The organism is Vibrio sp. 10N.247.311.13, assembly GCF_041467595.1.
GTDB classification, from domain to species: domain Bacteria; phylum Pseudomonadota; class Gammaproteobacteria; order Enterobacterales; family Vibrionaceae; genus Vibrio; species Vibrio crassostreae_C.
The window spans coordinates 1-26,458 of the sequence record NZ_JBFSUX010000026.1 but is presented as its reverse complement, the minus strand read 5'-3'; the positions used below and the strand labels follow the sequence as shown (position 1 = coordinate 26,458).

Genomic DNA, 26,458 nt, shown 5'->3' with positions numbered 1-26,458 from the left:
CCTCAGGTTATGGGGGAATGTCAAAGTTACATTATTAACAAACAACTCTGTTTGCATATAAATGATATCTACTTCTCAAAATATGAACGATGAGCTGATAAGTTATTATTTTATCGAAGATAAATTTTGATTGATTATTGGGTAGGGCTTGAGTTGGGTTTTATAAAATATTGGGATGGAGGTCTAACTATTTACTTTCAAGACTGATTAAAAAAGTTGACCCGTATTCTTACTGCCATTGAAGTACTGCGTAAAGTTGCAGATATTTACGAACCAGTTGTTGATTTCCTGACCGCTTTAAAGGGTGTCCAAATTTAATGAAGCAAGGGCTGATTTTAAAATTATTATTTAAGTCAGTAGCAAATTGAGAATCACTCTCTCTTAGGGTGATGCCTTGTTGGCTGTATTCGGTGATCTCATCTGGGAGTTCACCCATCCACCAATGCAATAATTCGCCACTGTTTTTACTTCGGCTAATCCAATGGTCGGAGACAATGATCAAAACGTCATTGGGTTGAATGGAAAATCCATACTCTTGTTGCCAATTATGGATGTCCAACATCAACTTTCTACGACATGTTTTCCCGGCGCTCACCATATGATGACTGATCATCCAAACGGTACCAATTTCGGAAGATATTCGGAAGTGTCGAGGCGTTTCGCCAGAAGAAAGCATTTCAAGTGGGCTGATGTTGCTTGCATGATTAAAGCTAACGAAGGTGTGCTCCATTCGGCGAGCAAATGCCTTTCCTATATGGTGCTCACTGATCCCTTGATTGTGCACCGTAGGGTAGTGGCGTTCACAGAGCTTTAGGCAATCGTCTTGAAATTGATTAACGCTTTTAATCACTAGATCTAATAACAATGAAGTCCCTTATACACAGCTACTATCTTATTGATGGGCAATAGTACGGTAATTGCGGTTCCGTTACCTATCGTCAAAGTGCGAGTTCTTGATCTCTCTATCAAAATTAACCATTGCTGAGTGATTTTATGGATAGCACTGGCGCTCTACAGGTCTGTATTCTAAATTATGAGGAATTCTAGCTAGTTACCTCGACTATAGTCTAGTCAGCAAATCACAATTGATCTACTTACTCTTTATTTGGAAACATTCATGACCATTCAATTAGATTCGAAACAAAAGTCTGAGCTTACTCATACGCTCCAAAAGTACCTGCAGGATGAACTCGATGTGGAGCTTGGTCAGTTCGACACAGAATTCTTGGTCGATTTCATAAGTAAAAAGTTTGGGGCGGTTTACTACAACAAAGGGATAGAAGACGCTCAAAAAGTCATGGAACGTAAAATGTTAGATATCTCAGATGAGCTTTACGAGATCGAACAAATCGTTGAAATCTAACGTTTAGCCCAAACTTGTTCAAATAATTTGAATAACTCGTTTAATTTGAAATGATGTTACCAATGTAAAGCTTGGTAAATAATATGTTACACAAACTTGGTGTAGGGTACGCTTTTCGAAACTACACTACTCGTTAACATTCGGAAGAGATGCATGGACAACAACGTTAGAAATTACAACCCTTTAGCAAGAGCGATGCATTGGATTTCAGCTCTCGCGGTATTTGGCTTATTTGGTGTAGGCCTGTGGATGGTTGATCTTTCATATTACAGCGAGTGGTACAAAACAGCGCCAGACTATCACCGCTCGGTAGGCATTCTTTTGGCTGCCGTTACCGTTATCCGCTTGGTCTGGAAACTAGTTACCGCGTCACCTAAAGTGGAAGGTAAAAGCTATGAAGTTGCAGCAGCGAAGATCGCTCACGGCTTCATGTACATCAACTTAGCGGTTTTGTTTATTTCAGGTTATTTGATTTCGACATCAGATGGCCGCGGGATAGAGGTATTCAATTGGTTCACTGTACCAAGTATGGGCGAACTGTTTGCAAACCAATCTGATCTCGCAGGTACGGTTCACTACTATGCTGCATGGGTACTGATCATTATGGCATCAGTGCACGCCTTAGCGGCGATAAAACACCACGTTATCGACAAAGACGATACGCTACGAAAAATGATAGGAGCTTCAAAATGAAAAAGTCAATTATCGCTACAGGATTAGCATTTGCTATGGCAATGCCTTTCGCTGCGAACGCCGCTGATTACGTGATTGATACAAAAGGTGCGCATGCTTCAGTTAACTTTAAAGTTAGCCACCTAGGTTATAGCTTTATCCAAGGCCGTTTTAACACATTCTCAGGTGATTTCTCATTTGATGAAAGCAACGTTGAAGCATCAAAAGTAAACGTAACTATTGATACAACAAGCCTTGATTCAAACCACGCAGAACGTGATAAGCATATCCGTAGCGGCGATTTCATCGATGCTGGTAAGTTCTCTGATGCGACATTCAACAGCACGAAAGTTGTTGATAAAGGCGACGGCAAACTTGAAGTAATGGGTGACCTTAAACTTCACGGTGTAACTAAGCCTATCGTTATCGAAGCTGAATTCATCGGTGCTGGTCAAGACCCATGGGGCGGTGAGCGTGCAGGTTTCGTTGGTACAACTCGTCTAGAACTTGCTGACTTCAACATTCCAGTAATGGGCGCTTCAAGCTATGTAGATATGGATCTACACGTTGAAGGTGTAAAGAAGTAATCTAGCTATTGTTGATCGCTAACTAGTATCAATCTCTTATGTAACACCAAAAGTTAAATAGATACTTAGAAAGCAACAGTTAGAAATAGAGAAAGGCGCAAAGTTTTCACTTTGCGCCTTTTTTATTGAGATAAATGGCAACGCGTTTAGGTCTGTTTTGTGTCAAACCGTTTAGTACGTTAAAAGCCACCGTTTACCTCTAGCCAGTCAACGTTGCCATGACTGAGTTATCTAATTGAACTACTAATCCCTAATAGTTCAACTTAAGATTAGTTAAGCCGTTTCTAGTTCAGCTTGTGGAACCACGTTTAGTCGGTCACCGTAGATTGGACGTAGTGCTTGCATCACTTCAATGCGAGTCAACACACCTACCATTACGCCGTTTTCTAACACTGGAAGCATATGTGGTTGGCTTACTTTCATCGCTTTTGCACGCTCTTCTAGAGAAAGAGATGTCAGGCGAGTAGCGAAGCCCATGCTTGTCGTCGGGTACAGTTGCTCTTTGTCGATGCATAGGAACTCAGCAACGTCCACTAGCTTGTCGTTTGCGTCGATTGCCACAACGTCACGGCTCATTAGGTCTACAACTTTTTGGCCTTTAGTTGGGATGTAATCTTGGCACCAAAGGTCAACCATTACGTCATGAACAGAGAAGATACCCACTAGACGACCTTCAACATCGCAAACAGGAGCGCTAACAAGTTGCGCGTCTAAAAGTGTATCAATCGCGACTGATGTTGGCATTTCTACGCTCAGTGTAATTGGTTGAGTGTTCATGATTTGCTTGATAGTAGTTGCTGTGTTCATAGTAATTTCCTTAACTGACGTAATTTCTGTTGTTTGTGTAATAGCGGTAATTTTTGCTGCTTTAAGTTGTGGGCGACGGTAGATGCTCCAGTTCGCTAAGCCGACCAATACTGAACCACCTACGATGTTGCCGATTGTCACTGGTATTAAGTTTGCGGTGACAAATTGCATGACGTTTAGGTCTGCATACTGGGCTGGTGTTGCGCCGATTTGCATCCAGAAGCTTTCTGGTGCGAATGCTTGAATCGTGATGCCTAGCGGAACCATGAACATATTCGCCACACAGTGTTCAAAGCCTGAGCTTACGAACATTGCAACGGGTAACACGGTCATCATTGCTTTGGTCATTGCGTTAGCAGAGCTGAACGTTAACCAAATCGCTAAACACACCAACAAGTTACAAAGCACACCCAAAGCAAACGCTTGAACTGGGGTGTGGTGTAGCTTGTGTTGAGCAATGTTTAAAGCGTTTAAGCCCCATTGCCCGCCATCCAGTTGATACAAGCCTGCTGCGCTTACCAAAGCCAATAGGAACATGGCACCGATAAAGTTGCCGACATACACCTTGCCCCAGATAGACAGCATCTTAGTGAAGGTGATTTGCTTGTTAGCCCATGAGATGCTTGATAACACTGAGCTGGTAAATAGCTCACCACCGCAAATCACAATCAAGATCAAACCCATACTGAAGGCAAGACCGCCGGCTAAGCGACTCAGTCCCCATCCAGCATCAGCGCTGCCCGTGGTTACCGTGATGTAGAATAAAAAAGCAAGCCCGATGAATGCGCCAGCCATGATTGCCAAACTCAATGTCATGCTGCTGGTTTTATTTGCTTTACTTAATGCAAACTTCTCTGCTTCCGCCATCATTTCTGTTGGTGAGAACAGTTGATGATTTTCAGAAGTGCTGGTTGCCATATCCCCCCCTTGAACAATCCGTCATGTGTAATTCCTAGTGTTAATGACTTGGTTAATCCGTAATGGTTAATCAGTAATGTTTTGCAGGGCTCGTTGTGTCCTGCCATTCCAGATTAGGGCGTTGAGGGGTAGAGGTAAAATTGATAATTTTTAGAAACCACATCAAATTTATTGATATAGATTTGGTTACGCGTAGAATGAAATTGATTGCTCATTGGCTTTATAAAAAACGAGCATCAGGACACAAATAATTAAAAGCATTAAGGATGAATTTTGCGTTATTCATTAAAGCAACTCGCGGTATTTGATGCAGTAGCAGACTCCGGGAGCGTTAGTCAGGCAGCAGACAAATTGGCGTTGACTCAGTCGGCGACAAGTATGTCTCTTGCACAGTTGGAAAAAATGCTCGGCAGGCCTTTGTTTGAAAGGCAGGGCAAGCAAATGGCTCTTACTCATTGGGGGATGTGGCTAAGGCCTAAAGCGAAGCGTTTACTGCAAGATGCGCAGCAAATTGAGATGGGTTTTTATGAGCAGCATTTACTAAGTGGAGAGCTCAAACTCGGTGCTAGCCAAACTCCAGCGGAACACCTCGTTCCTGATCTCATCAGTATTATTGATAACGACTTTCCTGAGATGCGAATCTCGCTCGGCGTGCAAAGTACCGATGCGGTTATTGATGGCGTATTAGATTATCAATATGACTTGGGTGTTATCGAAGGTCGTTGTGATGACAACCGAGTTCACCAAGAAGTGTGGTGTACCGACCATTTAACGGTGGTTGCATCGGCTCATCACCCGTTTGCGAAGCGTGAACGAGTCAGCTTGGCACAATTAGAACAAGCAAAGTGGGTATTACGCGAACATGGTTCGGGTACTCGCAAAGTTTTTGATAGCTCTATTCACCATTTAATTGGCGATCTCGATGTATGGCGAGAGTATGAACACGTTCCTGTTTTAAGAAGTTTGGTTGCAAACGGCCCATATTTAACGTGTTTACCTTATCTAGATGTCGAACAGTTTGTTGAGTCAGGGCAACTGGTGACGTTGAATGTTCCTGAGCTTGAAATGGAAAGAACCTTGTCCTTTATTTGGCGTGCTGACATGGCAGAGAACCCACTTGCTGAATGTATCAAGCGTGAAGGTAAGCGCATGATGAAAGGCAAACGGTCGATTCTTTAGTCGCTACTCAACACCAATTCTAATAACTAAATATGTTGAATAAGCGATTCCGGTCTCCATCTAATGATAAATGCGCAAGTGCATACATTATTAATGTGATCGTGATCGGCTAAATAAGGGCTATCTTCCCATAGTATGCTTACTTGATTTTAAGTGAGGCTAAATCCGGTTGCGTTCAATTACGTAATTAGGCTTTAGAAATAGTATGAGTACATTAGTCGCGATTTCATTAACAACAGGTATTTTGTCAGGTCTATGGGGATGGATTGCTATCTCTTTCGGCTTATTGTCATGGGCAGGTTTCTTAGGTTGCACCAGTTACTTTGCTTCGCCAACAGGCGGAGTTAAAGGACTAGCAGGTAGCTTATTGACCAACATGACTGGCGTATTCTGGGCAATGGTGATTATCGAAAGCTCAGCCTTCGCAGGGTTAGAGATTTTAGGCTACATGATTACTGCTATTGTGGCTTTCTTTATGTGTATTCAAGCGAAACAAGCGTGGCTAGGTTATATCCCAGGCACCTTCATTGGTTGCTGTGCGACGTTTGCTGCAGGTGGTGATTGGCAACTTGTAGTGCCATCTTTACTGCTTGGTGGTGTATTTGGATACTTGATGAAAGCAACGGGGCTATGGCTTCACGAGAAATCGACTCAATCTTCGGAAGTTGTTGAACAACACGCTAAACAGGCAAAGGCTTAATTCGTTAACCTAACCTTAGTTAGTCACTGTGAACTCTTGCAAGATAACCCCCAATTAATTTGTATATCGATTTATACAGGCACACCGTTTGGTGTGCCTTTTTTGGTTGAGGTGACTAGCTAAATATTTCATCAGTAGAGCAACTGATAGCATCTATAAAACAAATTATGTTTAGGTATTTCCATTCGCCATGGTGATCACGCGTTTTAATGTCCACCTTAATAAAAGCGGAATGCATTCTTGTCCTTGATTCTCGCAATGAGAAACAATGGCGAGTGCAAGGTCGGGTTTTGCATGTTTCTTCAATACCTTGGCAACCACTTTCTTTGGAGGGATAGGGTGATCGTATGGAATCTTAACCATGTCACGGAAAAAGCTCTCAAATCCATTCATATATAGGTAATGCTCGATATCTTTATCTGGCAGTTCCGTGAGTCGATGTCTTTCCTGATCATTACCAAGCTTCGATAGCACCGTTGCTGCGTATTTTTTACCCGCCGCATCGCCGTCAGTTACCACATGCCAATCGATGCCAAACTCTTGCGCGACCTTAATCAGTGCCTTAAGTCCTGATTGGGCGAACTCAATAATCTGCACACCTTCTGCTGCTAGGTTATAGCCACATTGGTTGGCAAGTTCATTGAACAACCAAACCTCGGTTTCACCTTCTACTAATAGCCAACAGCGAGCAAATAGTGCCCCAGAGCGGTGGAAGCGGATATGAAAACCAATTCGTCGAAGTTCATCCTTACTGAAATGGTTCATGTTGAGTTGATTGGCGATGGTTTTGTCTGACTGACGAACCAAGCGACGAATCGATTGAAGTGGGACCGCCGCAAGTAGGTCGCCACTGTTGGTGGTCAGGATTTTCTGCATGGGCAATTTCTGCATCAAGCTCCAAGCCCTTGCCAAGTGTGTTGGGTGCAATCGACCTTCTGGATCTTCAAGGATCAACAGAGGGCGCGCACATCGCCTTAAGTCGTTTGGCCCTTTAGCTTGTAGATAAGCGTTAAGTAACCCCATGAATAATAAGCGAGTTTGTTTGTTCTTGGTCTCTTCGACGAGTTGATGAATACTCTGATCATTGGTACCCGCAGAATAAAGCAATCCGTCTCGCTGTTTTCTAGGGTTACGACGAGAAGTACTTTTGAAAGAAAAATAGTGCTCGATCAAACTTTGCATCGATTCTAGGCTACTGCGCATTTCACCTTTATTAACATGTCCGGGTATCGCCATAAGACGGCGGCAGGTGTTGTCTATTCGTTTTTCTATTCTTGCCTGACGGCCATTGCCATTGCCGTTACTGGCGTTTCCATTCGTGCCATGACCATTGGTTGTGTGATTATGTCCGTTCCCATGCCCGTTATTTGGATTGTTGTTCCCATTTCCGTTTGCATTGTTAGCGTGACCGTTATTAGCGTGAACATTAGTCGGCAGGTGAGCATTGTGGTTGAGTGAATTTCCGTTGAAAGGGCGATCAAAGTGCCTTGCGTCTCGTAAACGGATCACAGGATGTAAGGTCATTAATTCTTGAGCGAGCTTTTCTGAGTGATGGAGTTTGAGCGGATTACCGTCCAAACCAAGAAATGCATAGTGTGTTGTTGTCTCATACTGTTCTAACGTCGCGCTGATGCGATAGTAGATGCGAAATACGCCAAATTCATCTTGAACCCAAATAGGTTTGAGTTTGCGATAACGACCTGCGTTAAGTTCGCTCTTATCGTTAGCTTTTAAAGCGAGAACAATTTGAAGATGTTGAGACTGCGGGTGTGAAACAGAGTAATCGACATGAAAATCGGTCATTTCAAAGTGATATGGCACACCGTCTGAGGGCAGAATGACGGAAAGGGCATCCAATAATGAAGACTTACCCCAAGTATTTTCACCAATAAGCGTGGTTAGCTCGTCAAACGCGAGTGACATGCGCTTGATACCTCGAAAGCCAGAAATCTCGATTCTTTCTAGTTGCATAGGCTTACTCCTAACGGAAGGCTCTGCTAATTATTTGAAAGCTAACAGATATCTTTAATCATAATCGAAAAATCCAAATCCGGTATGCTCACCTGTCACAAAACCCGTTGTTTATTAATACGGTGCAAAATGAGATTTTTGATCTATCTCGAGTATTTTTTTGCAGTGCAGTTTCATAAAATTCACGATTCTGTCATGATTCTCGACCTAGTATGAAGGGACAAAGAGAGAAGAAAATATGACTAAAAAGAATAAGCCGACAAAAATAGTGTTGGCACACATCAACGACACCCACTCATACTTTGAACCAACCTCGTTACAGCTATCACTTAAAATGAACAACCACATCATTGAACCTTATGTCAGTGCTGGTGGCTTTGCTCGAATTTCAACACGCTTCAAACAAATAGAACAAGATGCCCAGCGTCAGAAGGTTGGAACCTTGTTCTTGCACGCTGGTGACTGCTTCCAAGGCACGTTGTACTTTTCCTTATTCAAGGGAAAAGCCAATGCCGATTTGTTGAATGCCCTTAATATAGATGCCATGACGCTCGGTAATCACGAGTTAGACATGGGTAATGAGCCCGTTGCGATTTTCGCGAAAAGAATCAAATTCCCGCTGTTGGCCGGTAACTGGAATCTATCGAATGAGGATATCAATAAAACTCATACGCTAGCGGACAACGACATTGTTAAGCCTTATCGGCCTGAAACACTAAGTGCTTCTTTTATAACGAAAGAGTTTGATGGCGAGAAGGTCGCAATATTCGGCTTAAGCATCGACAAGATGGCAGGCATCGCTAACCCAGATATCGATACACCGTTTGAAAATGCTTTGGAAACAGCAAAAGCGACCATTGAGCAAATCCATCAAGCAGGTATCAACAAGATTGTGTTACTTAGCCATCTTGGTTACGAAGCTGATTTAGAGTTAGCAGCCAACGTAACAGGTATTGGTGTCATCGTTGGTGGTCATAGTCATCGCTTACAAGGTGATTTCTCTGATATCGGCTTAGTTAAAGATGATGAATACGGTGTGAAAATTGGCGATACCTATGTTGTGCAAGCGGGTTTCCACGCCATGAGCTTAGGACACTGCGAAATCGAGTTCGATTCTCAAGGCAAAGTGACGCACTTCAATGGTAAAAACGAACTGTTATTAGGCCGTCGACTCTTTATAGACGCGAAACTGAGTGAAGTAGGGCAAGACGATGCCCACGATATGGCGTGTGAGTTTTTAAACAATCACCCTAATATTGCAGTGTGTAAGAAAGATCCTGAGCTGCAGAGCATTCTGACGGATAAATACCAGCCGCGAGTTCGAAAGCTTCAGCAACAAGTGATTGCTCATGCAGACACTAAACTTCGCCATGTACGTATTCCAGATGCTAAAGGCCCGAGTCAACTAGCCCCCTTGGTTGCTCAATCATTTCACCATCTAATGAACAAGAAAGGGCATCAGGTTGACTTTGCCATTCACAACGCCGGTGGTGTAAGAAATTCACTGAACAGCGGCGATGTCTCTGTTGCCGATATTGCCGGAAAACTACTACCGTTTGCCGTACCTATTGGTGTGTATGAAGTAAAAGGTGAAACGATCGCTGGCATGCTTGAAGGTGCAATCAATAACGCGATTGATAATGGTGTCGTGGGCACAGGTTCAGGTAGCTTTCCTTATACACATAATTTGAGGTTTTGTTACCACAAAGAAGCGCCTATAGGACACAGGATTCACCATCTAGAAATTCACTCTGATGATTCAGGTTGGCAAGCTGTTTCTCGCAACCGTATTTACCGGGGCGCGTCGTCAGCCTATACAATGAAAGGCAAAGAGGGCTATAACGCTGTGTTGGATATGATCGGTGATGGCACGGTCACCACTGACTCTATGGCAGACTGCTTCATCGAGTTTCTGCAAGACCACCCAGAGTCGCTTCAACTCAATGAACCGTTGAATTGCATGGAGTGTTTTAGATAACTAAAGCTGATACTGATATTTAACACTATTACTTTGGGTTATTTATAAAATTGGCATTGTTTATGCTTTATCTCTGCAGGTCGCCTTCTTGTGGAGATATGCATGGATAAGAAAGATTGGTTAGATGCGGTAGCGGTTGTCGGTTGGGTATCAGTTTGGTCAGCGTTAGTGTATTTAATACCTGCCGCAGGGCTGTAAATTGCTCTTTTTGCAACTTCATTACGCAGTGCAATAGTGTGTTTGACTTGCGAATTTATTCTTAGAATCAATTCGCGTGTCTATTTGACAAAGTGGCATCAATCAGAAAGGAGCGTTTGCTCCTTTTTTGCTTTTTCCGTGCAAATTTATATAGACGAAACACAACCAGAGGATTATTATCCACGCGTTTGGGGAGTAGTTAGCGCAAGTTTACATATCGTCATCTCGTTAGGCCAAGAGTCTATCCGGTATGTAAAGGTGAAATCCCATATTTCACTTCAACGAGACCAACGCAATCACAGTCAAGATCCGTAATGGCGCTTGATATGCTTTGTTTGCGGAAGGTCTTTGTACAGTTCTTCCGCCCGGAGGAATAATGAACTCAACTCAATCTCTATTATCTACAAATAGTGAATCCTTTTTTTCATCGCCAATCATGACGACTTATGCGGGCTTTTTCCTGCTAACGGTTATTCTCGTCTCTATTGATATCTATCAGACTCGTGGCGGTAACGTTACTATCAAGAAAGCGGCAATCTGGAGTGTTTTCTGGTTTGTACTTGCGTTTTTGTTTGCTGGCTCGATTTACCTATTTTGGGACATTTATGCGCCGAACAGTGACTACACAGCGCAAAAAGCAACCGTGTCATTCATTACGGGTTACTTGTTAGAAAAATCCCTTAGCGTAGACAACTTGTTTGTTTTTGCGATGATCTTTGCTCAATACCAAGTTCCTGAGCATCTAAGACCTCGTGCACTTCTTTGGGGCGTAATTGGTGCATTGGTGCTTCGTGCAATTATGATCGCACTAGGCGCACAGCTATTGGCGGAATATCACTGGGTGCTTTACGTGTTCGCTGCGTTCTTGATTGGTACAGGTATTAAGCTGGCATTAGACAAGGGCGAAGAGGAGAGTGTGAATACTCTGCCTGAAAAGCTACTTCGTAAAGTGATGCCGGTAACAGAGGATTTCCATGGCCCTGCATTAATGGTTAAACAGGGTGCTAAATGGGCATTCACTCCTATGATGTTGGTCATCGGTGCGATTGCAGTGATGGACGTGATGTTTGCACTGGACTCTATCCCTGCAATCTTCGCGGTAACACAAGAACCGTTCTTGGTACTTGCGGCTAACGTGTTTGCGTTACTTGGTCTTCGTTCGTTGTATTTTGTACTGCAAGGTATGATGGACAAGTTCATCTATTTGAAACCCGCGCTTTCATTCATCATGGTGTTCATTGGTGTGAAAATGCTTCTGGTTGATAGCGAGTGGGCTATCCCAACTTACTGGTCATTGGCGGTATTGGTTTCTACGATGACGATTGCGGTTATAGCGTCGGTTTATGCGAAGAAGCCAGGCATTGAACAAGTAAATTAAAAACAAATATAACTTATCGAAAAGTCGATAATGAACACGTGGCTGATGAAGTGGAAAATTTATTTATGTAAATTTTCTGTGACATTGGCCACTGTTGTTTGCGGGGCATTTGTACTAAATGCATGATCTAAACACTATATTGAATTTGTACTCACATAATCTGCATATCTATTTTGCGGCATTGTTAATGGTTTGTTTTATTAGAAAAACTAATCCCAAAATCTAATTTTAGTCATTTTTTAACCTGCAAAAGATCACCTATTATTCTTGTCATCAGAACGAAACACATTAATAAATTTATAGAGAGGCAATCATGGCTCAAGCAGTACAAATGAATACTATCGCTGTTCCTAACTCTATGGATAAGAAAACCTACTCGGTTAACTTCAAAGGATTGATTGCACACATTTTCGATATTCTTTTCGTAGACAACTCTCCACGTAGTTACTACGCAAGCGACCTATCTGGTCACATGCAACGCGATATCGGTATTAACCGTTAATCTCAGCGTTAACATGTAAATATAGAATTTTAAGAAAACGCCAGCCTCTAAAGCTGGCGTTTTTGTATCTGAAATAAACTCAATCTCTTCGTAAACTAAGCACCTGAAAGAAAAACCTAGGCATAACGGTCTGTATTTGAGCGCCATTCAATTCGCTTTGTACAAGGATCTCGGTATGTCACACGCCAAACGCAATTCATCATTGATTAAACTTTGTTTATTTGCCTTACCGATCGGCTTCTATTCCTCAGTGTCGCTTGCACAAACCTGGAGTAATGAAGGCCAGCCCGCACAGGTTATCGAGCTCTTCACCTCTGAAGGTTGTTCAAGTTGTCCTCCCGCTGATCAGTACCTCAGTACTTTTGAAGACCATCCAAAACTTTGGACACAAGTTATTCCGCTTGCCTATCACGTCGATTATTGGGATTACTTAGGTTGGGGCGACAAGTTCGCGAGTAAGGCGTTTAGTCAGAAGCAACGCTTGTACAAAGCTTATGGAGTAACAAGTGGGGTTTACACACCCGGCTTTGTTGTCGATGGAAAAGAGTGGCGCGGTTACTTTAACTGGTTAGACAGAACGTTGCCTTCTCTTAAACAACAAAATAACCCCAAGCTAACGGTCAACCATAAAGGCGATACGTTCAGCGTAAGTTACGAAGGCAAAGGTGATTATGTGGCACATATCGCTCTATTGGCGATGAACGAAGTCACCAGCGTTAAGGCGGGCGAGAACAGGGGTAAGAAACTCGAACATGATTTTGTTGTGGTTTACGATGGTTATCAGCGTGGTGAGTCTGAATGGCAATTTAATATCAATTTTGAGCCACTTGTCGCTACACCAGACGCAGTCGCTGTTTGGTTAACCGAGCCGAATTCGTATGCACCGGAACAAACGGTAGCAGGTTGGCTGAACTAACTGCAACCCACGACAATTGTGTAGCTGGAATACTCTTAGACGAAGTTGGTACGGCGAGTATCGAGGTTCTCACATCGATAACTTCGCTTCTGACGGATATTAATCAGTGAAATAGAAGCGAAGGGCGATTTAGTTACGTAATACTGCTGAAATACGTTAATATAGCGCGCTATTATTTTAGCTTTGAGTTCCTGCAATTAATGACTAACACCACTACACCAACCAACTTCTCTGATCTTGGCTTAATCTCTCCTTTGATGGCTCGTTTATCTGAGCTTGAATACCAACAGCCAACGCCTATCCAAGCGCAAGTTATTCCAAGTGTGTTAGCAGGACGCGATTTAATTGCAGGCGCAAATACCGGTTCAGGTAAAACCGCAGCATTTGCACTTCCACTGTTACAAAAGATTCATGAAGATGCCCCTCTGGACCGTCGTTCAGGCAAAGGTAACTTTGTTTCTGGCCTTATCTTGGTTCCTACTCGTGAACTTGCTAAGCAAGTGGCTGACAGCGTTAAATCTTACGCTGTGCATTTCAATGGCGCGATTAAAACGGTTTGTGTGTTTGGTGGTGTATCGGTAAACACTCAAATGCAGGCGCTACGTGGCGGCACTGATATCTTGGTGGCAACACCGGGTCGTCTGCTTGACCTTATTTCAAGCAACGCTATCAAGTTAGACAAAGTGAAAACGTTAGTGCTTGATGAAGCTGACCGAATGCTAAGCCTAGGTTTTACCGAAGAACTTGATGCAATCTTGAAGCTCTTGCCGAGCAAAAAACAAACCTTGTTGTTCTCTGCAACTTTCCCAGAGCAAGTTAAAACGCTGACTCACGAGCTTCTAAGCGATCCAATTGAAGTTCAACTTCAAAGTGCCAATGCGAGCACACTGGTTCAACGTGTATTCGAAGTAGAAAAAGGTCGCAAGACAGCGTTACTCGCACACCTAATTCAACAACATGAATGGCGCCAAGCTCTGATCTTCGTTAATGCAAAGAACAGCTGTGAGCACCTAGCAGACAAGCTTTACAAGCGCGGTATCATCGCAGAAGTATTCCACGGCGATAAAGGGCAAGGTTCACGTACTCGTATCCTAGAAGATTTCAAATCTGGCGAGATTGACGTTCTGATCGCGACAGACATCGCGGCACGTGGTCTGGATATTGAGAAGCTTCCAGTGGTAATCAACTTTGACTTACCGCGTAGCCCGTCAGACTACATGCACCGTATCGGCCGAAGTGGTCGTGCAGGTGAAGTTGGTCTTGCGTTATCTCTGATCGATCACGAAGATTACCACCACTTCAAAATCATCGAGAAGAAGAACAAGATTCGTCTTGAGCGTGAGCAAATTGAAGGCTTTGAAGTGGATGAAGAAGCGACAGCTGAACTGATCGCAGCACTAAAACCTGTTGCGCCACCGGCCGGTACTGGCAAGAAGAAAAAGAAGAAGAAAGCTCCAAAAAACCAAGATGTGTGGCTGAACAACAACTGATCTTGAGTCAGCAAGCCATATAAATCAATAAGTAATAGACATTCAAAAGGTGCTTAATTGCGCCTTTTTTGTGTCTGTAGGGCTGGGATTTGAGTCGTTAATAAACGACTGTTGCAGTGTTAAACAACCCGATAAGCCGTTCGAAGGATAGCGTCCTCCATAAGAGATTCGGCGATTTAACGCTTTGCTCATAACCTGTTCGGGTTTTGAGCAATTGGGTAACCGCGTGAAGACCTCGATTAAACAATTAGTGCTGGCCACTTCATTTTTCCTGTTTACCCAACACTCTTCTAGTGCTGCTGAATTTGAGGTTAAAGGGGTTAATAAAACTCTCACCGAAAATGTAGAATTATATTTAGAACCTTTAGCCGATGTTCCTGCATCACAGCTATCGAAAACGAAGCTATCTAAACGTATTCAAGATGCACTCAACCCTTATGGTTATTATCACCCACAGCTCGATATCGACCTCAATGATTCTGATAACGTGATCATTAACATCGATTCTGGTCCTGTCATGCGCATCGCAGAATCGATAGTAAAAATAACAGGTGAAGCTAGCCTAGATGCGGAGTTCATCAATATACTCAATCAAAGCAAGTTAGGCTCAGGTTTAACTTTGTCTCACCAAGAATACGACCAAACTAAGCGTGCGATTTTCTCTTTAGCAAAGCGGAAAGGTTATTTTGACGGCAGGTTTATCGAGTCAAAGATTGAAGTTATTCCTAGCGAGAACATCGCGAATATACACTTGTATTTTGCAAGTGGTCCACGCTACAAGTTCGGTTCTATAAGTATTCCTGATGATGGGGTTGACCCTACTCGTATCGAGAAAATACCCACCTTTAAAAAAGGTGATGATTTTGACACCATCAAGTTAGGTGAACTGCAATCTGATTTGTCAGACACTCAATGGTTTCGAAGTGTCATCGTACATGGTGACTTTGACAAACTTGATGACAACCTAGAAGTTCCAATTGAAATCATTGCCGAGCCAAGTTCTCGAAATATCGTGCAGGTCGGTGGCGGCTATTCTACTGATCTCGGTTTACGCGCCTCTCTCAGTTGGTCAAAGCCTTGGTATAACCGGAGAGGCCACAGCTTTGAAACACAGACATATTTGTCTGAACAGGAGCAATCACTTCAGTTGGGGTACAAAATCCCCACAGAGAAAGTCACAACGGATTACTTTGGTATTCAGTTTGAATCGAAACGAATTGATCATCGAGACACCAATAGCTTTACAAACGATCTTAAGTTCGAACGTTACTGGCAATTAGACAGTGATTGGCAAAGCACCATTTATGTCAAATACTTGCACGAACAGTACCGTCAGGCGTCTGAGGAAGAGCAATCGCAATTACTGTTACCTGGCATCAGTTTTTCTCAGGTTGATCGTAAAAATGATCAGTTGGAGCTCAATCATCGACACATCTATTCTGTCGAGTATTCTGACCCTAGTCTGTTCTCTGACTCAAGGCTGTTGCGGTTGGAAGGAAACAGTGTCCTTTCATGGGATATTAGTGACAGGCAGAAGCTCCATTTCCGCTCCAACGTAGGCATCAACATTGCCAAATCATTATCTGATGTGCCGTCGTCACTGCGGTATTTTGCTGGTGGCGATGGAAACCTGCGAGGTTATGGTTACGAATCTATCTCCCCTAGAGACGAGAATGGTGAACTAACGGGGGCACGTTATATGTTAACTGCTGGGCTCGAATATCAGCATCAAGTCTATCGTTCAATTTGGTTGGGCGCATTTCTTGATGTGGGTGATGCATTTGATCAACAAGCGGATTGGAAGCGTGGGACGGGCGTGAGTTTGATTTGGAACTCACAGTTAATGCCAGTTAAGCTCGATTTTGCTTACGGCTTAGATGCGCCTGAAGGCGACGAATTTCGTATTCATTTTTCCTTGGGTACTCAATTCTGATTTTTGTACGCTGTTTATGCACTCGCGAGGATGCGAACCATCTAATAGGATTCAAGTAAATCGAAAGAGCGTAATAACCTTTGTGCTTTAGCAAACACAAAGGTAAAAACAATGAAAAAGCTACGATTCGGTGTATTTGGTAATATGGGCCCTGAAGCAGATGCTCTGTTCCAAGATATCGTCGCCAAGAAAGAAATTGAACACGGCGCACTTAAAGACTAAGACCACATGGCCATGATAGTGGTGAAAAACTCAGATATCCCCGATCGATCTGAAGTGATTAACGAAGGCGGTACCGATCCTGTGCCTGAACTGATTGAGTCAGCGTGCATTTTAGAACATGCCAATGTTCAGTTTGGCGTAATGACCTGTAACACCGCTCATTACTTTAGACCTGAGGTTCAAAAGCACACCAACGTTTATATCGTCGACATGCTTCAAACCACCGTTGATCAAATCAAAGAGCAGAACTCTGAATCTGTTGTTGGTATTTTATGTACCAACGGCACATACAATTCGGGAATCTATGATCGTTACCTAACGGACGCGAATCTGGTGTTCGTTAAGCCAGATTCCTTTGAGCAAGAGCATAACGTGCATAGTGCTATCTATGGTGAAGTAACCGGTGAGATGACAGAGTGTGGACAAGCAATCCGAGAAACCAACGGGATCAAAGCGGGCGAGTTTGAGCGTAATGCCGCACTGCTTGCTGTAGCGATTCAATCCATCGTAGAGAAGGGCGTTGATACGGTTATTTGGGGATGCACGGAACTTCCTTTGGTTAGAAAGCAACTTGAAACGGCATTTCCAATAGTCACTTTTATTGATCCTATGGAAGCGGTAGCTGAGCGTGTCGTTGATATTTACCGTCTCGCTGAGCAATATGTGGAGCGTGGACATGTGGATTACAACATTAATGATGTTAATTCGATCTTCACAACGCTTGATATGGTGAACTACGTAGCCCAAAGAGCGATGACCTACCGTCTATAAGCTCAGATACGTGTATTTGAAATATGAGAAAGCCGCGAATTACGCGGCTTTTTTACATTTGGACTGGAGAAAATTAAGATTCGAAGCTGAACACTTAAAGCTCGAACTCGCCATTCATTTTTCGAAATAACCAATCAGGTACCTTGTTCCATGAACTGTAGTTCGGGTTCTTAGTATGGATTTGTTCCTCTGAAGCCCAGATGGTGTCACCTGATTGTTCTCGCGACACAGCCCAGAACAACTCCTCTTTCTGACGTGTTAAGTAGTGTGTCACTTGCTTCGCAAACTCTTCACTGTCAACCAACACCCCAAACTCAACGTTGAGAAAGTCTGATCTTGGATCGAAGTTAGAAGAGCCAATATAGGTGACACGCTCATCTAAAATTACTGTCTTGTTGTGGTAGTAGGTATCAACATGAAAGTAGTGATCATCATTGATCGCTTGGCTTTTGTACTCATAGATACTTACGCCCTTGTCGAGTAGAGTCTCACGGTGTTTTTCGTAATACGCAGGCACAAAGCCCGAATCATTAGAAGCCGATGAATTCGTCAGTAAGGTGACTTCGGCTTCGCTCTCTCTAAGTGCATCGACGAATACAAACTTGTTATCGCTTGGCACCATATAAGGCGTAGAAATAATAACCTTAGAAGGTGTCGGTACTTTTTGCTTCATCAAGTGTTCAATACGTTGGCGAAAGTAGGGCTTGTTGTCATTGAGTTTCTCCAGTGAGTCAAATACCGGCGTGACAGAGGCTGAAATGAACTTCGGTTGGTTTAAGCTCTTTATCTGCCTTTCGACTTCAGACGTGATCAATGCTTGATTCTTTTCACCTTTGTTCAACGCTTTGGTGAACGCTTGGTATTGCTCTTTCTCTTTGATTTTAATGCGTTCTTGAATTGGCACTACATGCTCACTGTTCCACAACGCTTGGTAGTTTCGGTCGAAAGCAGCAATCACGTCGCCTTTAAACAGCACATCCATATCAAAGAAGTTGGCACTTTCGCTGTAGCCAAAGTAGTCATCACCGATGTTGCGCCCACCGAGGATCATCGATTGGTGATCAACGTTAAAGTATTTCTCATGCAGTCGATTATCTAACTGTTTTTGATGAGTAGAGAAGTTGAGCGCACGACCAATCCAGCCAGCTTTACGTGACTCAAAAGGGTTGAACAGTCGAATCTCAATATTGGCGTGTGAGTCCAACTCCGCAAGCCATTTGTCATTGAATACCAACAAGTCATCCAGTGTGAGGCGCACGGCCACATCGCGGTCAGCGGCGTGTTTCAGCTCGTTTAACAGCATCAGACCCAGAGTGTCGTTTTCCCAAGAGAAGTAAGTCATATCAATCGAGTGTTTTGCTTGGCGAACCAGATCAATGCGGCGCGCAAAGGCTTCAGGCGCACTCGGGATCAAATAGACTTCGGCTTGATGTTCTGTGCTTTGCCAGTTAGCTTCGAAGTCAGGTTCAACATCGGGGTAAGGTTGGGCACATCCTGTGACCAAAGCAATCAACATTATTGTGCATGCTGTTTTTAGTTTGCTAAGTGTCATAACTAACCTGCGTTTAAACATAAAATTTGGATATAGAAACGGCCAGCGAGCTGGCCGTTAAAGTAGGAAGGGTGTTGAATATGTTTAGTTTAGGTACCAGTCCCAAGGCATAAGACCTTGCTCTGCTAGACCCGTTAAGCGACCTTCACGAAGCTTAGGATCAACACCTGGGTTTGTGACATAGTCCCAGTCGAAGGTAGTGCTGTTGTCGCTGAATCCTGCACCATCAATGACAAGCACATTGTCGGTAGCATCGCTGTACTGGTAGCTCTGGAACAATTCATCGCTAAACCAAAGACGCGACATTTCGTTCATAAGGGCTTTATCTTTGCTTGATGGATTTACTTCGCTTCCATCAAAACGTACAGCTTTGTTGAACATAAATGGCAGTTCTGAACCGTTACATGCACCGCTGATGCAACCAATCGTTTTGAATAGATCAATGATTGACAGTTGGTCGTATTCGCCCGTTTCTTCATTTAGACCTGTTTTATAGTTCCACATGTTAAAGCTTGGTTTGTGCTCAAAGTGGTATAGCGTTGCTTCTACTTCGCTGTTTGCTGCCATATAACGAGCTGGGCCATTGAACAAGGTGTCATTTAGCAGGGTTTTAAATTGCTTCATGTTGTCAAAAGCGCCACCTAAGCTAGATTCTGAATTAGGGAAAAAGTCAGTTAGGTTTAAAACTTTATTAGTTTGTTCATGGCCGTTTAATTCAATATCTACATTTTTTACGATACATTCGATTACCTCTATTGGGTCGTCTTTAGCTAGACAAAATGGCGTAGGAAATCCTATATCAACAGATGAATCCATCCCCCAAAATAGTTCACTAACAGCTGTATATGCAGTGAGTGAAAGACCTTCATTTGCAGCAACGTCCTTAGAACTCATGTTATTTATTCTTGCCAATAAACGATCTTGATTGTGCTCATCATCTAGCCATTTCAACGCATCTAAGGCAATGGCCTCTGAGCGCTTACCTTTTATTGCTTCAGTTGAAAGAAATTCGTCAATGATAGTTGGAATCAAAAAGGTCACACTGAACAACATCCCAAAACTATTTGCTTCATGAGCATTGTTTCCCAAAATCGTTTGTACAGAAAGATCAGAATTTAGTGGTGATTTAGATGGTTCTATACATATTGCCTCTGACTCATCAGTGGTAGCAAGTGACTCACAACCTAGATAAGGAGCAAATGGCATCAGTGTTTGCATAGGGGTCTTTCCTGATTTGGGGCCTACTTCTAACTCTTGACCCAAATAAGAAACTGAAACCGATAGCGAACTCAATAACCAATTTTTTAGCTGTTCAATACCATCCAAAGCTGTTTCTTGCGACGCCATGATCACGTCAAGCGAAGTGTTTGCTGTAAAACCCTTACTGCGATCTTTTGCAACGTCATAGCTAGGATACTCAAAACCATACGGGTTGCTCTGCATGATGGCACGTTGGAAATATTGACCTGCGATATCGTCATCTTGCTGCAAGAAACCAATAGACATAGCGCCTGAGCCTTGACCCATAACGGTTACGTTTTGAGCGTTACCACCGAAGTCAGCGATATTATTGTGTACCCACTCCAAGGCACGCTTTTGGTCACCTAGGCCATAGTTTCCATCTTCGTTCTCGCCTTTAATCCATTGAGTACCTAACTGACCAAGACGGTAGTTGAAGCTTACGTAGATGAAAGGCTTACCATCGTCGCTTCCTTGAGCAACCACCGTATCACCTTGGATGAGCGGCTCTGCACCAGAACCGTATTCGAAATCACCACCGTGAATGAATACATAAACCGGTAGTTCTGCGTCAGCATCTACGCCTACTGGGCGCCAGATATTGAGGTTCAAACAGTCTTCAGATTGTGTCTGTGAAACGGTCTTCAATTGAGGACATGCATCACCAAACGTAGTCGCATCAATGTCACTCCCAAGATCAACCATTTCACTGTGCTCAAAACGCTCTGCATCGGCAAATTTAATGCCTTTAAAAGACTCAACTGAAGCCAGTTTGTCGTCTTCGGTATTCGACGTAATAACCAGCTCTTCTTTGGTCGCTTTGATACTTGCGTCGCCGATTTGAATAGTAAAGGTTTCCGCAGGGGCAGGTACGAGAGGTTCAGGTTTGTCTGGCATTGGAACCGTTGGTTCAACGTCTGTGTCACAACCAGCAAGAGCGGCCGCAATAGCGAGCGCGATGAGAGAACGATATGCAATAGTCATAAAAAAGGTGTCCACAATAAAATTTGGTAAAGTAACGAACAGCGCATCGATACCGTCAAACCTGTCCTTCCATCAGGTGATTCGCTCCATCATTGGTGCGTTTGACGTGGTTGTTTATTTCACTTGCTCTCTGTTGAAAACAAGGGGGCGCAATGTCGTTGGTATGATGTCGGCGCAAGTAAACGTGAGATTTACACCGATATCAGAGTTCAATGAGCTAAGAGCTTATTAGGTCTAGAAGATCAAACGTTCTAGAAGCGATAGCCAAGGTTCAATGTCACAGCCGAACGAGTTTCACCTTTGTTGTACAACACGGTCATGTTGTAATGCTTGCCAATCTGTTTGTTGACTCCGGTTAAAAATGCCCACTGGTTAATGTCGACACCAACGTCGTAATCAAACTCAATATCGTCTGTCTTTACAGTACCTTGCATACGTGAATCTAAACCTTGGTATTCAGCACCAACGAAGAATTGAGCGCGATAATCAACTAATTGGTAGCCCAACATTGGCTGAATCGTGACAATGCCGTCACCCCAATCATCCATCCCTTTCAGACGGGTTTGTGAATAGGTGCCGGTCAGTGATGCAAAGAACTCTTTGTAACCAACAGATAGTGTTGTACCCGCACCGCGTAAGTCATATTCGAGATGCAGTGGTACATTTAAACGCCCACTGTTACACAGTGCTGATACGCCCTCGCACAGTTTGTCACCTAGACCAGGTAGTTTGTTATTGAGTTTATCTTGTAGATATTCTCCCGCAGCGCCGGTGTAAGAGGCATCAATATTCGCGTCAACGTTTACCTTTCCTACATATCCGAATACATTCCAGAACGGCAGAATATTCACATCACCACGTATTGAAAGACTTTCTGCTTTAACCGTTGCAACGCTATCTTCAGGGTCGAACAGGTCATTCAAGCGCACACCGCCAATCACGTAATCGGTCATAGGAAGGTTCATGTCTTGATTGCGATAAGCAACTGAAACACCGAATGGTAATGGCAAATCGATACCTTGACGACGCACCATGTCACCCATTAAAGGGAATACTCGATCTAACTTAACACTCGCTTCTTGCATACGAGGATCTGAAACTTCTTTTAGACGCTCTTCATGCAGGACATTAACGCCGTTGTCGTCTTCATAAATTGCGACGGGTTCAGTTACAGCGCTCATGGTCATCGGTTTCGTTTTAGACGTACCCTCGATGTTAGTTGTCTTACGTTCAATAACGACTTTACCAGAGTCTAACTTTTGGAAATCAATCACTTGGTAATAGGTATCGACTTTTGACTTACCAAGATTAAATGGCTTGTCGTTGGTGATTACCATGCGTTTTGGTGTGCCGCCTACAAGTTCAATATCAACATTCAAGAAACGGAAATAGGCGATGTCTTGTGGTAAGCCGTATTTCGAATAGTTGAAGCTAATGGTCACGTCGCCGTTGTCTTTTTCATTGACTTTCACTGACGATGGATCGAAGCTTTCTGCATAATTTCTTAGTCGATACTCAGTGCGCGTAAACTCTTCAATTTCATCGATCAGTTTTTCGTTTTCATCCAGCTCTTGCGGGTTGTATTTGACGCGCAGGTCGATGTTGCCTTTGCTGTCTGTGTTTTTTATCAGATAGACGCTTGAGTCACGAACCTCATCGCCAATTTGTATGGTTCGATGTGCGTGTTCAACTAGGTGTTCGCCCTGTACGAGCGAACTGATTGCTAGCTTTGGTAAATCATGACTGATGCCATATTTGTCAAATAGTGCTCGACCTTTTTCCATAACTTCGCTGTAAGTATTGGTTTCTGCCGCAGACGCAAAATTGGGGGTGGTAAGTAATAGGGCGCTCGCTAACACAGAAAGAGTATGGGTCTTACAGGCGCTGGTGCGTATTTCAAAAAAACTCATGACGGTTTCCACGCTGAGTGGCCTCAAACCTTCGAGACTCAAACAGTCGATGTAATACTGAACGTCGTGTTCAGTTGTTATGTATTTATCCGTTAGGATTGCTAGTGTGAATGTCGCGACTAAAAATGCATTGCGTCAATCAATGAGAGGATTTTAATAGGAGGTGGCAGATCGCGTTAATCGCTTTTGATGGACGCTATCCTCACTTAGTAATAATTAGCATTAATCAATTGATTTATAATGATTTTCAATAGATAAAAAAACGGCCTGTGAAGTAAAAATACTTGGCAGACCGTTTTGTTGTGAGTTGTTAAGCGCATTTAGTTCTAAGCAGCTACCCTCACTCTAAATAGATCAGTAAACAACTTCGCTATCATCAGAATAATCAAAATGTTTACGAGCATCAAAAGTGGCGTTTCAATTCCATAAACAGGTGTGAGGTTGAGCGCACCAGATGTGAGAACAACTAATAAGTTAATACCCAATATTCGGTGTACCATGAGCTTAGGTGTCGCGAACACTTTCCATATCACCATAATGTTAAGGAAGTAGAATAGTCCCAGCTCCCATAGTTCTGTCATTAATGGCATCACAAAGATGTATTGCAACAGAACCACCGACCCTGTACCCAACACACCATAAAAAGCGTCCTTAATAACGCTTGGTGGCATGGTCGGCACCATAGAAGAGAATACACCGGCTAACATAGGAAATATGAAACCACCTGGAACTGGAAGATAAATCCAAACCAACAGCGATGTGATAAACATCGACACGCCTTGCAGCACTTTGCGCCCATCTTCATTCAAATGTTCAACAAACGTGCGATGTGCATGATGCCAAGACACGTCTTTATGATCACCTATGACATTGAGTTCACCCTCAACAAGAGATTGTTCTGGTGTTAATACATCGAACGTCTTCAAGTTGTGAGTAAGAACTGCCCATTGGATATCTAAGTCTGATTCGCTGTTACTTTGTTTGAGTAATGTATCTTGGATATGTGCCATTTCATCGATACGCAAGCGCCATGTTTGGATGTTCTCTTTAAGGTGGTAGCTTCCGGTCAGTGGCAGATCTAAAAGTTGATACAGCTTATCAATATTCGCGGTGTTGCTTTCAAGTGCGGCAATGTCGATGTTGTCTGTTTTTTCCATCGCAACTAACAACGCTTGTTTACTGGTTTCGAAACGTTGTACAAAGTTGAGTTCAGTATTCACTGGCCACACGATGCGATACACAATAGAGAACACAACAACACCTAATAGTGTTTCTTGAAGTCTAAGTACAGCAAAGTGAAAGGTGGTTTGGTTATCAAACCCGCCCAGACAAGCAACAATCGAACACACGGTAAATCCTATTGAAAAGATGTAGCCGTATTTCTCGTCACTAGACATGAAAATACAAGTGCCCAAGAACACGGTAAGAAATGTTAGAAACAAAAATCGATCTTGTGAAAACATCGCAATGAGGAAAAAGGCATAACCGGTCCCTAACAAGGTTCCCATTAACCGGTTATGGCCTTTGTTTATTGAATGGGCGAAGCTCTCGTTCAATGCCATCACTGCGACGGCTATCGCAGCCCAATACGGTTTTTCCCAACCAAACCACAACGCTAGGCAGATTGCGATAACTATAGAGAGTGCGACTTTAATCGCGTCTTTAGTCGATGCAGTGAACATAAGAATCACCTAGCTATTTTTGATTATTTTGATCGAGGCAGTCATACCAACACGCAGTTGTACGTCTTCTGGTATTTTGTCTAACTTCACTTTGATAGGGATGCGTTGAGCTAGGCGTATCCATTGGAAGTTTGGATTCACGTTTGGCAATAAATCATTACCTGTGCTGCCGTCTTGCTTCGCGATACCAAAACCAATACTTTTGATATGTCCTTCTAGCTGAACATTGTTGTGCATCATTAAGGTCACATAAGCAGTGTCCTGAGCATCGACACCGACTAAATCAGTCTCTTTGAAATAACCTTCAATCCAGAAGCTATCTTCATCAATTAGCGCAACCACAGGTGAATTCGCGACAACTTGAGAGCCAACACGTAGGTTCAGATTGGTGATATAGCCGTTAGTAGGCGCATATACCTTGGTGTACTCAAGGTTGAGATGTGCTTCTTCTACGTTCGCTTTTGCCAGTTCGACATTTGCGGCGCTGGTTTCTACCGCGTTGTTCAAGTTGTTTAGTGTCAGCACGGGCACGGCACCGGGCGTTCTTTTCTCTAAATTCAACGCGCGTTGCTCTTCGTTTTTGGCTTTGGCGAGTAGGGCAAATGCTTGTTTTTGAGTCGCAAGTGCTTTTCTGTAGGTCGCCTTGTAAATACTCGGATCGATCTCAAAAAGAAGATCGCCTTTTTTTACCTTCGAGTTGTCTTCGACATGCACTTCAATGACTTGACCCGTGACTCGAGGTGTAATCGAGACGATATAAGCGCTGACTTGTCCGTCTCTGGTCCATGGGTTACTTGAGTACGACTGGTAATAGCTATAAACCACAGTTCCCGCAGCAGCCAATAATAAAAGTGTGATGAGATAACGTTTGATCACAGTAAGTGCCTCAAAAAATGGTAATAAAATGGCCGATAGCGCCAGTAAAAATCACGATCAAGCTCAGTTCTGCTATTGCAGGAAAGGCGACGTACTTATGAAGGCCAAACCGTGTCGCGATTGACCCTGTTAGCATTGTCAGTATGTAAGCCAGTGCGATAACCAATAACAGCGGTGGGAAGTAGACTTCATCCCACACAAGCTCATGCGGCATGGTATTCATGGTTCTGTTCTCTATTTGTTTGATGAATGCAACGGTAACGGAGTTCGATTTATTGTGATAATCGCTTATAGAGGATCGTACCCATCAAAATCCAACTTTATTCGGTGATTATGCCAACTGCCTCTTTGTTGAGAGCCGTAAGCCAGTAAAACAACGGTAGGTAGGTTGTCGTTCTTGAAGTGGAAACACTTAATTGAAATTGATTTCGAAAATCATCTACTTTTGCCGGTTTAAGATAAATCCATTTAAAACAATCACTTAAGATGTAAATTGCACTTCAAAAACTATGCGAACAGTTAAAGTGATGATTTGATCCATCAAATGGGATTACATAATAAAACCTTTTGTTCTTAATATTCGGTTCGAAGCAACGAGATGCTTTATTTATTTTGAATAATCCAACAAAT

20 protein-coding genes and 2 pseudogenes are annotated in these 26,458 nt (G+C 43.1%); 12 read left to right on the top strand and 10 right to left on the bottom strand.

Annotated elements, in window-relative coordinates; translation table 11 throughout:
* Positions 1–229 precede the first annotated feature (229 nt).
* The gene (locus tag AB6E52_RS12730) at positions 230–865 is read right to left on the bottom strand and encodes a hypothetical protein (RefSeq protein ID WP_017069925.1); all 636 of its coding nucleotides are present in this window, start codon (positions 863–865) and stop codon (positions 230–232) included.
* A gap of 252 nt (positions 866–1,117) precedes the next feature.
* Between AB6E52_RS12730 and AB6E52_RS12725 the strand changes: the two genes are divergently transcribed.
* The 3 genes from AB6E52_RS12725 to AB6E52_RS12715 all read left to right on the top strand — a co-directional run bounded on the left by AB6E52_RS12725 (position 1,118) and on the right by AB6E52_RS12715 (position 2,622).
* Positions 1,118–1,363, top strand: coding sequence for a DUF2164 domain-containing protein (locus tag AB6E52_RS12725; protein WP_017059821.1), 246 nt, complete (start codon positions 1,118–1,120; stop codon positions 1,361–1,363).
* 153 nt (positions 1,364–1,516) lie between these two features.
* Entirely contained in the window at positions 1,517–2,056 is a 540-nt protein-coding gene (locus tag AB6E52_RS12720; RefSeq protein WP_017067366.1) for a cytochrome b, read from the top strand.
* Entirely contained in the window at positions 2,053–2,622 is a 570-nt protein-coding gene (locus AB6E52_RS12715) for a YceI family protein (RefSeq protein WP_102319714.1), read from the top strand. The genes AB6E52_RS12720 and AB6E52_RS12715 overlap by 4 nt, the downstream gene beginning before the upstream one ends.
* A gap of 273 nt (positions 2,623–2,895) precedes the next feature.
* Here the strand turns inward: AB6E52_RS12715 and focA are convergent, their stop codons facing one another.
* Positions 2,896–4,347, bottom strand: a complete 1,452-nt coding sequence (focA, locus tag AB6E52_RS12710; protein ID WP_050650436.1) for a formate transporter FocA — start codon at positions 4,345–4,347, stop codon at positions 2,896–2,898.
* A 273-nt stretch (positions 4,348–4,620) separates the two neighbouring features.
* Between focA and AB6E52_RS12705 the strand changes: the two genes are divergently transcribed.
* Together AB6E52_RS12705 and AB6E52_RS12700 are read left to right on the top strand one after the other, a co-directional pair.
* Positions 4,621–5,526, top strand: coding sequence for a LysR substrate-binding domain-containing protein (locus AB6E52_RS12705; RefSeq protein ID WP_065584985.1), 906 nt, complete (start codon positions 4,621–4,623; stop codon positions 5,524–5,526).
* Positions 5,527–5,731: 205 nt separating this feature from the next.
* The gene (locus AB6E52_RS12700; protein WP_102319715.1) at positions 5,732–6,226 is read left to right on the top strand and encodes a DUF1097 domain-containing protein; all 495 of its coding nucleotides are present in this window, start codon (positions 5,732–5,734) and stop codon (positions 6,224–6,226) included.
* A 171-nt stretch (positions 6,227–6,397) separates the two neighbouring features.
* Here the strand turns inward: AB6E52_RS12700 and AB6E52_RS12695 are convergent, their stop codons facing one another.
* Positions 6,398–8,197 (bottom strand): ATP-dependent endonuclease, encoded by a 1,800-nt coding sequence (locus AB6E52_RS12695; RefSeq protein WP_102319716.1) that lies wholly within the window; start codon positions 8,195–8,197, stop codon positions 6,398–6,400.
* Positions 8,198–8,435: 238 nt separating this feature from the next.
* On the opposite strand from AB6E52_RS12695, the gene AB6E52_RS12690 reads away from it, so the two are divergent.
* The 7 genes from AB6E52_RS12690 (at position 8,436) to AB6E52_RS12660 (ending at position 17,585) form a co-directional block, all read left to right on the top strand.
* Positions 8,436–10,175, top strand: coding sequence for a bifunctional UDP-sugar hydrolase/5'-nucleotidase (locus AB6E52_RS12690; protein ID WP_102319717.1), 1,740 nt, complete (start codon positions 8,436–8,438; stop codon positions 10,173–10,175).
* 574 nt (positions 10,176–10,749) lie between these two features.
* Entirely contained in the window at positions 10,750–11,751 is a 1,002-nt protein-coding gene (locus tag AB6E52_RS12685; protein WP_017059813.1) for a TerC/Alx family metal homeostasis membrane protein, read from the top strand.
* Positions 11,752–12,064: 313 nt separating this feature from the next.
* Positions 12,065–12,253 (top strand): hypothetical protein, encoded by a 189-nt coding sequence (locus AB6E52_RS12680; RefSeq protein ID WP_017059812.1) that lies wholly within the window; start codon positions 12,065–12,067, stop codon positions 12,251–12,253.
* A 175-nt stretch (positions 12,254–12,428) separates the two neighbouring features.
* A complete protein-coding gene (locus AB6E52_RS12675; RefSeq protein WP_102319718.1) occupies positions 12,429–13,169 on the top strand; it encodes a DUF1223 domain-containing protein in 741 nt (246 codons plus the stop codon).
* 200 nt (positions 13,170–13,369) lie between these two features.
* Positions 13,370–14,659, top strand: coding sequence for a DEAD/DEAH box helicase (locus AB6E52_RS12670; RefSeq protein ID WP_017059810.1), 1,290 nt, complete (start codon positions 13,370–13,372; stop codon positions 14,657–14,659).
* A gap of 214 nt (positions 14,660–14,873) precedes the next feature.
* Positions 14,874–16,592, top strand: coding sequence for an autotransporter assembly complex family protein (locus tag AB6E52_RS12665; protein WP_102319724.1), 1,719 nt, complete (start codon positions 14,874–14,876; stop codon positions 16,590–16,592).
* Positions 16,593–16,820: 228 nt separating this feature from the next.
* Positions 16,821–17,585 carry an aspartate/glutamate racemase family protein gene (locus AB6E52_RS12660; protein WP_102319719.1) on the top strand — a complete coding sequence of 255 codons (765 nt, stop codon included), beginning with the start codon at positions 16,821–16,823 and terminating at the stop codon, positions 17,583–17,585.
* A 94-nt stretch (positions 17,586–17,679) separates the two neighbouring features.
* Here the strand turns inward: AB6E52_RS12660 and AB6E52_RS12655 are convergent, their stop codons facing one another.
* The 7 genes and pseudogenes from AB6E52_RS12655 to AB6E52_RS12625 all read right to left on the bottom strand — a co-directional run bounded on the left by AB6E52_RS12655 (position 17,680) and on the right by AB6E52_RS12625 (position 26,051).
* Complete coding sequence (locus AB6E52_RS12655) at positions 17,680–19,137, bottom strand: phospholipase D family protein (RefSeq protein ID WP_029235238.1); 1,458 nt, start codon at positions 19,135–19,137, stop codon at positions 17,680–17,682.
* A gap of 84 nt (positions 19,138–19,221) precedes the next feature.
* Positions 19,222–19,872, bottom strand: a pseudogene (locus tag AB6E52_RS12650) (carboxylesterase/lipase family protein); the annotation flags it as partial.
* Positions 19,873–20,150: 278 nt separating this feature from the next.
* Positions 20,151–21,360, bottom strand: a pseudogene (locus AB6E52_RS12645) (carboxylesterase family protein); the annotation flags it as partial.
* Positions 21,361–21,611: 251 nt separating this feature from the next.
* Positions 21,612–23,270 (bottom strand): hypothetical protein, encoded by a 1,659-nt coding sequence (locus tag AB6E52_RS12640; RefSeq protein ID WP_102319721.1) that lies wholly within the window; start codon positions 23,268–23,270, stop codon positions 21,612–21,614.
* A gap of 326 nt (positions 23,271–23,596) precedes the next feature.
* Positions 23,597–24,952 (bottom strand): FUSC family protein, encoded by a 1,356-nt coding sequence (locus AB6E52_RS12635; protein WP_102319722.1) that lies wholly within the window; start codon positions 24,950–24,952, stop codon positions 23,597–23,599.
* 9 nt (positions 24,953–24,961) lie between these two features.
* Positions 24,962–25,828, bottom strand: a complete 867-nt coding sequence (locus tag AB6E52_RS12630) for an HlyD family secretion protein (RefSeq protein WP_017059803.1) — start codon at positions 25,826–25,828, stop codon at positions 24,962–24,964.
* A gap of 10 nt (positions 25,829–25,838) precedes the next feature.
* Positions 25,839–26,051, bottom strand: a complete 213-nt coding sequence (locus AB6E52_RS12625) for a DUF1656 domain-containing protein (protein WP_017059802.1) — start codon at positions 26,049–26,051, stop codon at positions 25,839–25,841.
* Between the last annotated feature and the right edge of the window lie 407 nt (positions 26,052–26,458).

Excerpts from the sequence above, each read along its gene's own strand:
- AB6E52_RS12725 (WP_017059821.1), top strand. The coding sequence starts at position 1,118 with ATGACCATTCAATTAGATTCGAAACAAAAGTCTGAGCTTACTCATACG.
- AB6E52_RS12720 (WP_017067366.1), top strand. The coding sequence starts at position 1,517 with ATGGACAACAACGTTAGAAATTACAACCCTTTAGCAAGAGCGATGCAT.
- AB6E52_RS12715 (WP_102319714.1), top strand. The coding sequence starts at position 2,053 with ATGAAAAAGTCAATTATCGCTACAGGATTAGCATTTGCTATGGCAATG.
- focA (WP_050650436.1), bottom strand. The coding sequence starts at position 4,347 with ATGGCAACCAGCACTTCTGAAAATCATCAACTGTTCTCACCAACAGAA.
- AB6E52_RS12700 (WP_102319715.1), top strand. The coding sequence starts at position 5,732 with ATGAGTACATTAGTCGCGATTTCATTAACAACAGGTATTTTGTCAGGT.
- AB6E52_RS12695 (WP_102319716.1), bottom strand. The coding sequence starts at position 8,197 with ATGCAACTAGAAAGAATCGAGATTTCTGGCTTTCGAGGTATCAAGCGC.
- AB6E52_RS12690 (WP_102319717.1), top strand. The coding sequence starts at position 8,436 with ATGACTAAAAAGAATAAGCCGACAAAAATAGTGTTGGCACACATCAAC.
- AB6E52_RS12685 (WP_017059813.1), top strand. The coding sequence starts at position 10,750 with ATGAACTCAACTCAATCTCTATTATCTACAAATAGTGAATCCTTTTTT.
- AB6E52_RS12680 (WP_017059812.1), top strand. The coding sequence starts at position 12,065 with ATGGCTCAAGCAGTACAAATGAATACTATCGCTGTTCCTAACTCTATG.
- AB6E52_RS12675 (WP_102319718.1), top strand. The coding sequence starts at position 12,429 with ATGTCACACGCCAAACGCAATTCATCATTGATTAAACTTTGTTTATTT.
- AB6E52_RS12670 (WP_017059810.1), top strand. The coding sequence starts at position 13,370 with ATGACTAACACCACTACACCAACCAACTTCTCTGATCTTGGCTTAATC.
- AB6E52_RS12660 (WP_102319719.1), top strand. The coding sequence starts at position 16,821 with ATGGCCATGATAGTGGTGAAAAACTCAGATATCCCCGATCGATCTGAA.
- AB6E52_RS12655 (WP_029235238.1), bottom strand. The coding sequence starts at position 19,137 with ATGACACTTAGCAAACTAAAAACAGCATGCACAATAATGTTGATTGCT.
- AB6E52_RS12640 (WP_102319721.1), bottom strand. The coding sequence starts at position 23,270 with ATGAGTTTTTTTGAAATACGCACCAGCGCCTGTAAGACCCATACTCTT.
- AB6E52_RS12635 (WP_102319722.1), bottom strand. The coding sequence starts at position 24,952 with ATGTTCACTGCATCGACTAAAGACGCGATTAAAGTCGCACTCTCTATA.
- AB6E52_RS12625 (WP_017059802.1), bottom strand. The coding sequence starts at position 26,051 with ATGAATACCATGCCGCATGAGCTTGTGTGGGATGAAGTCTACTTCCCA.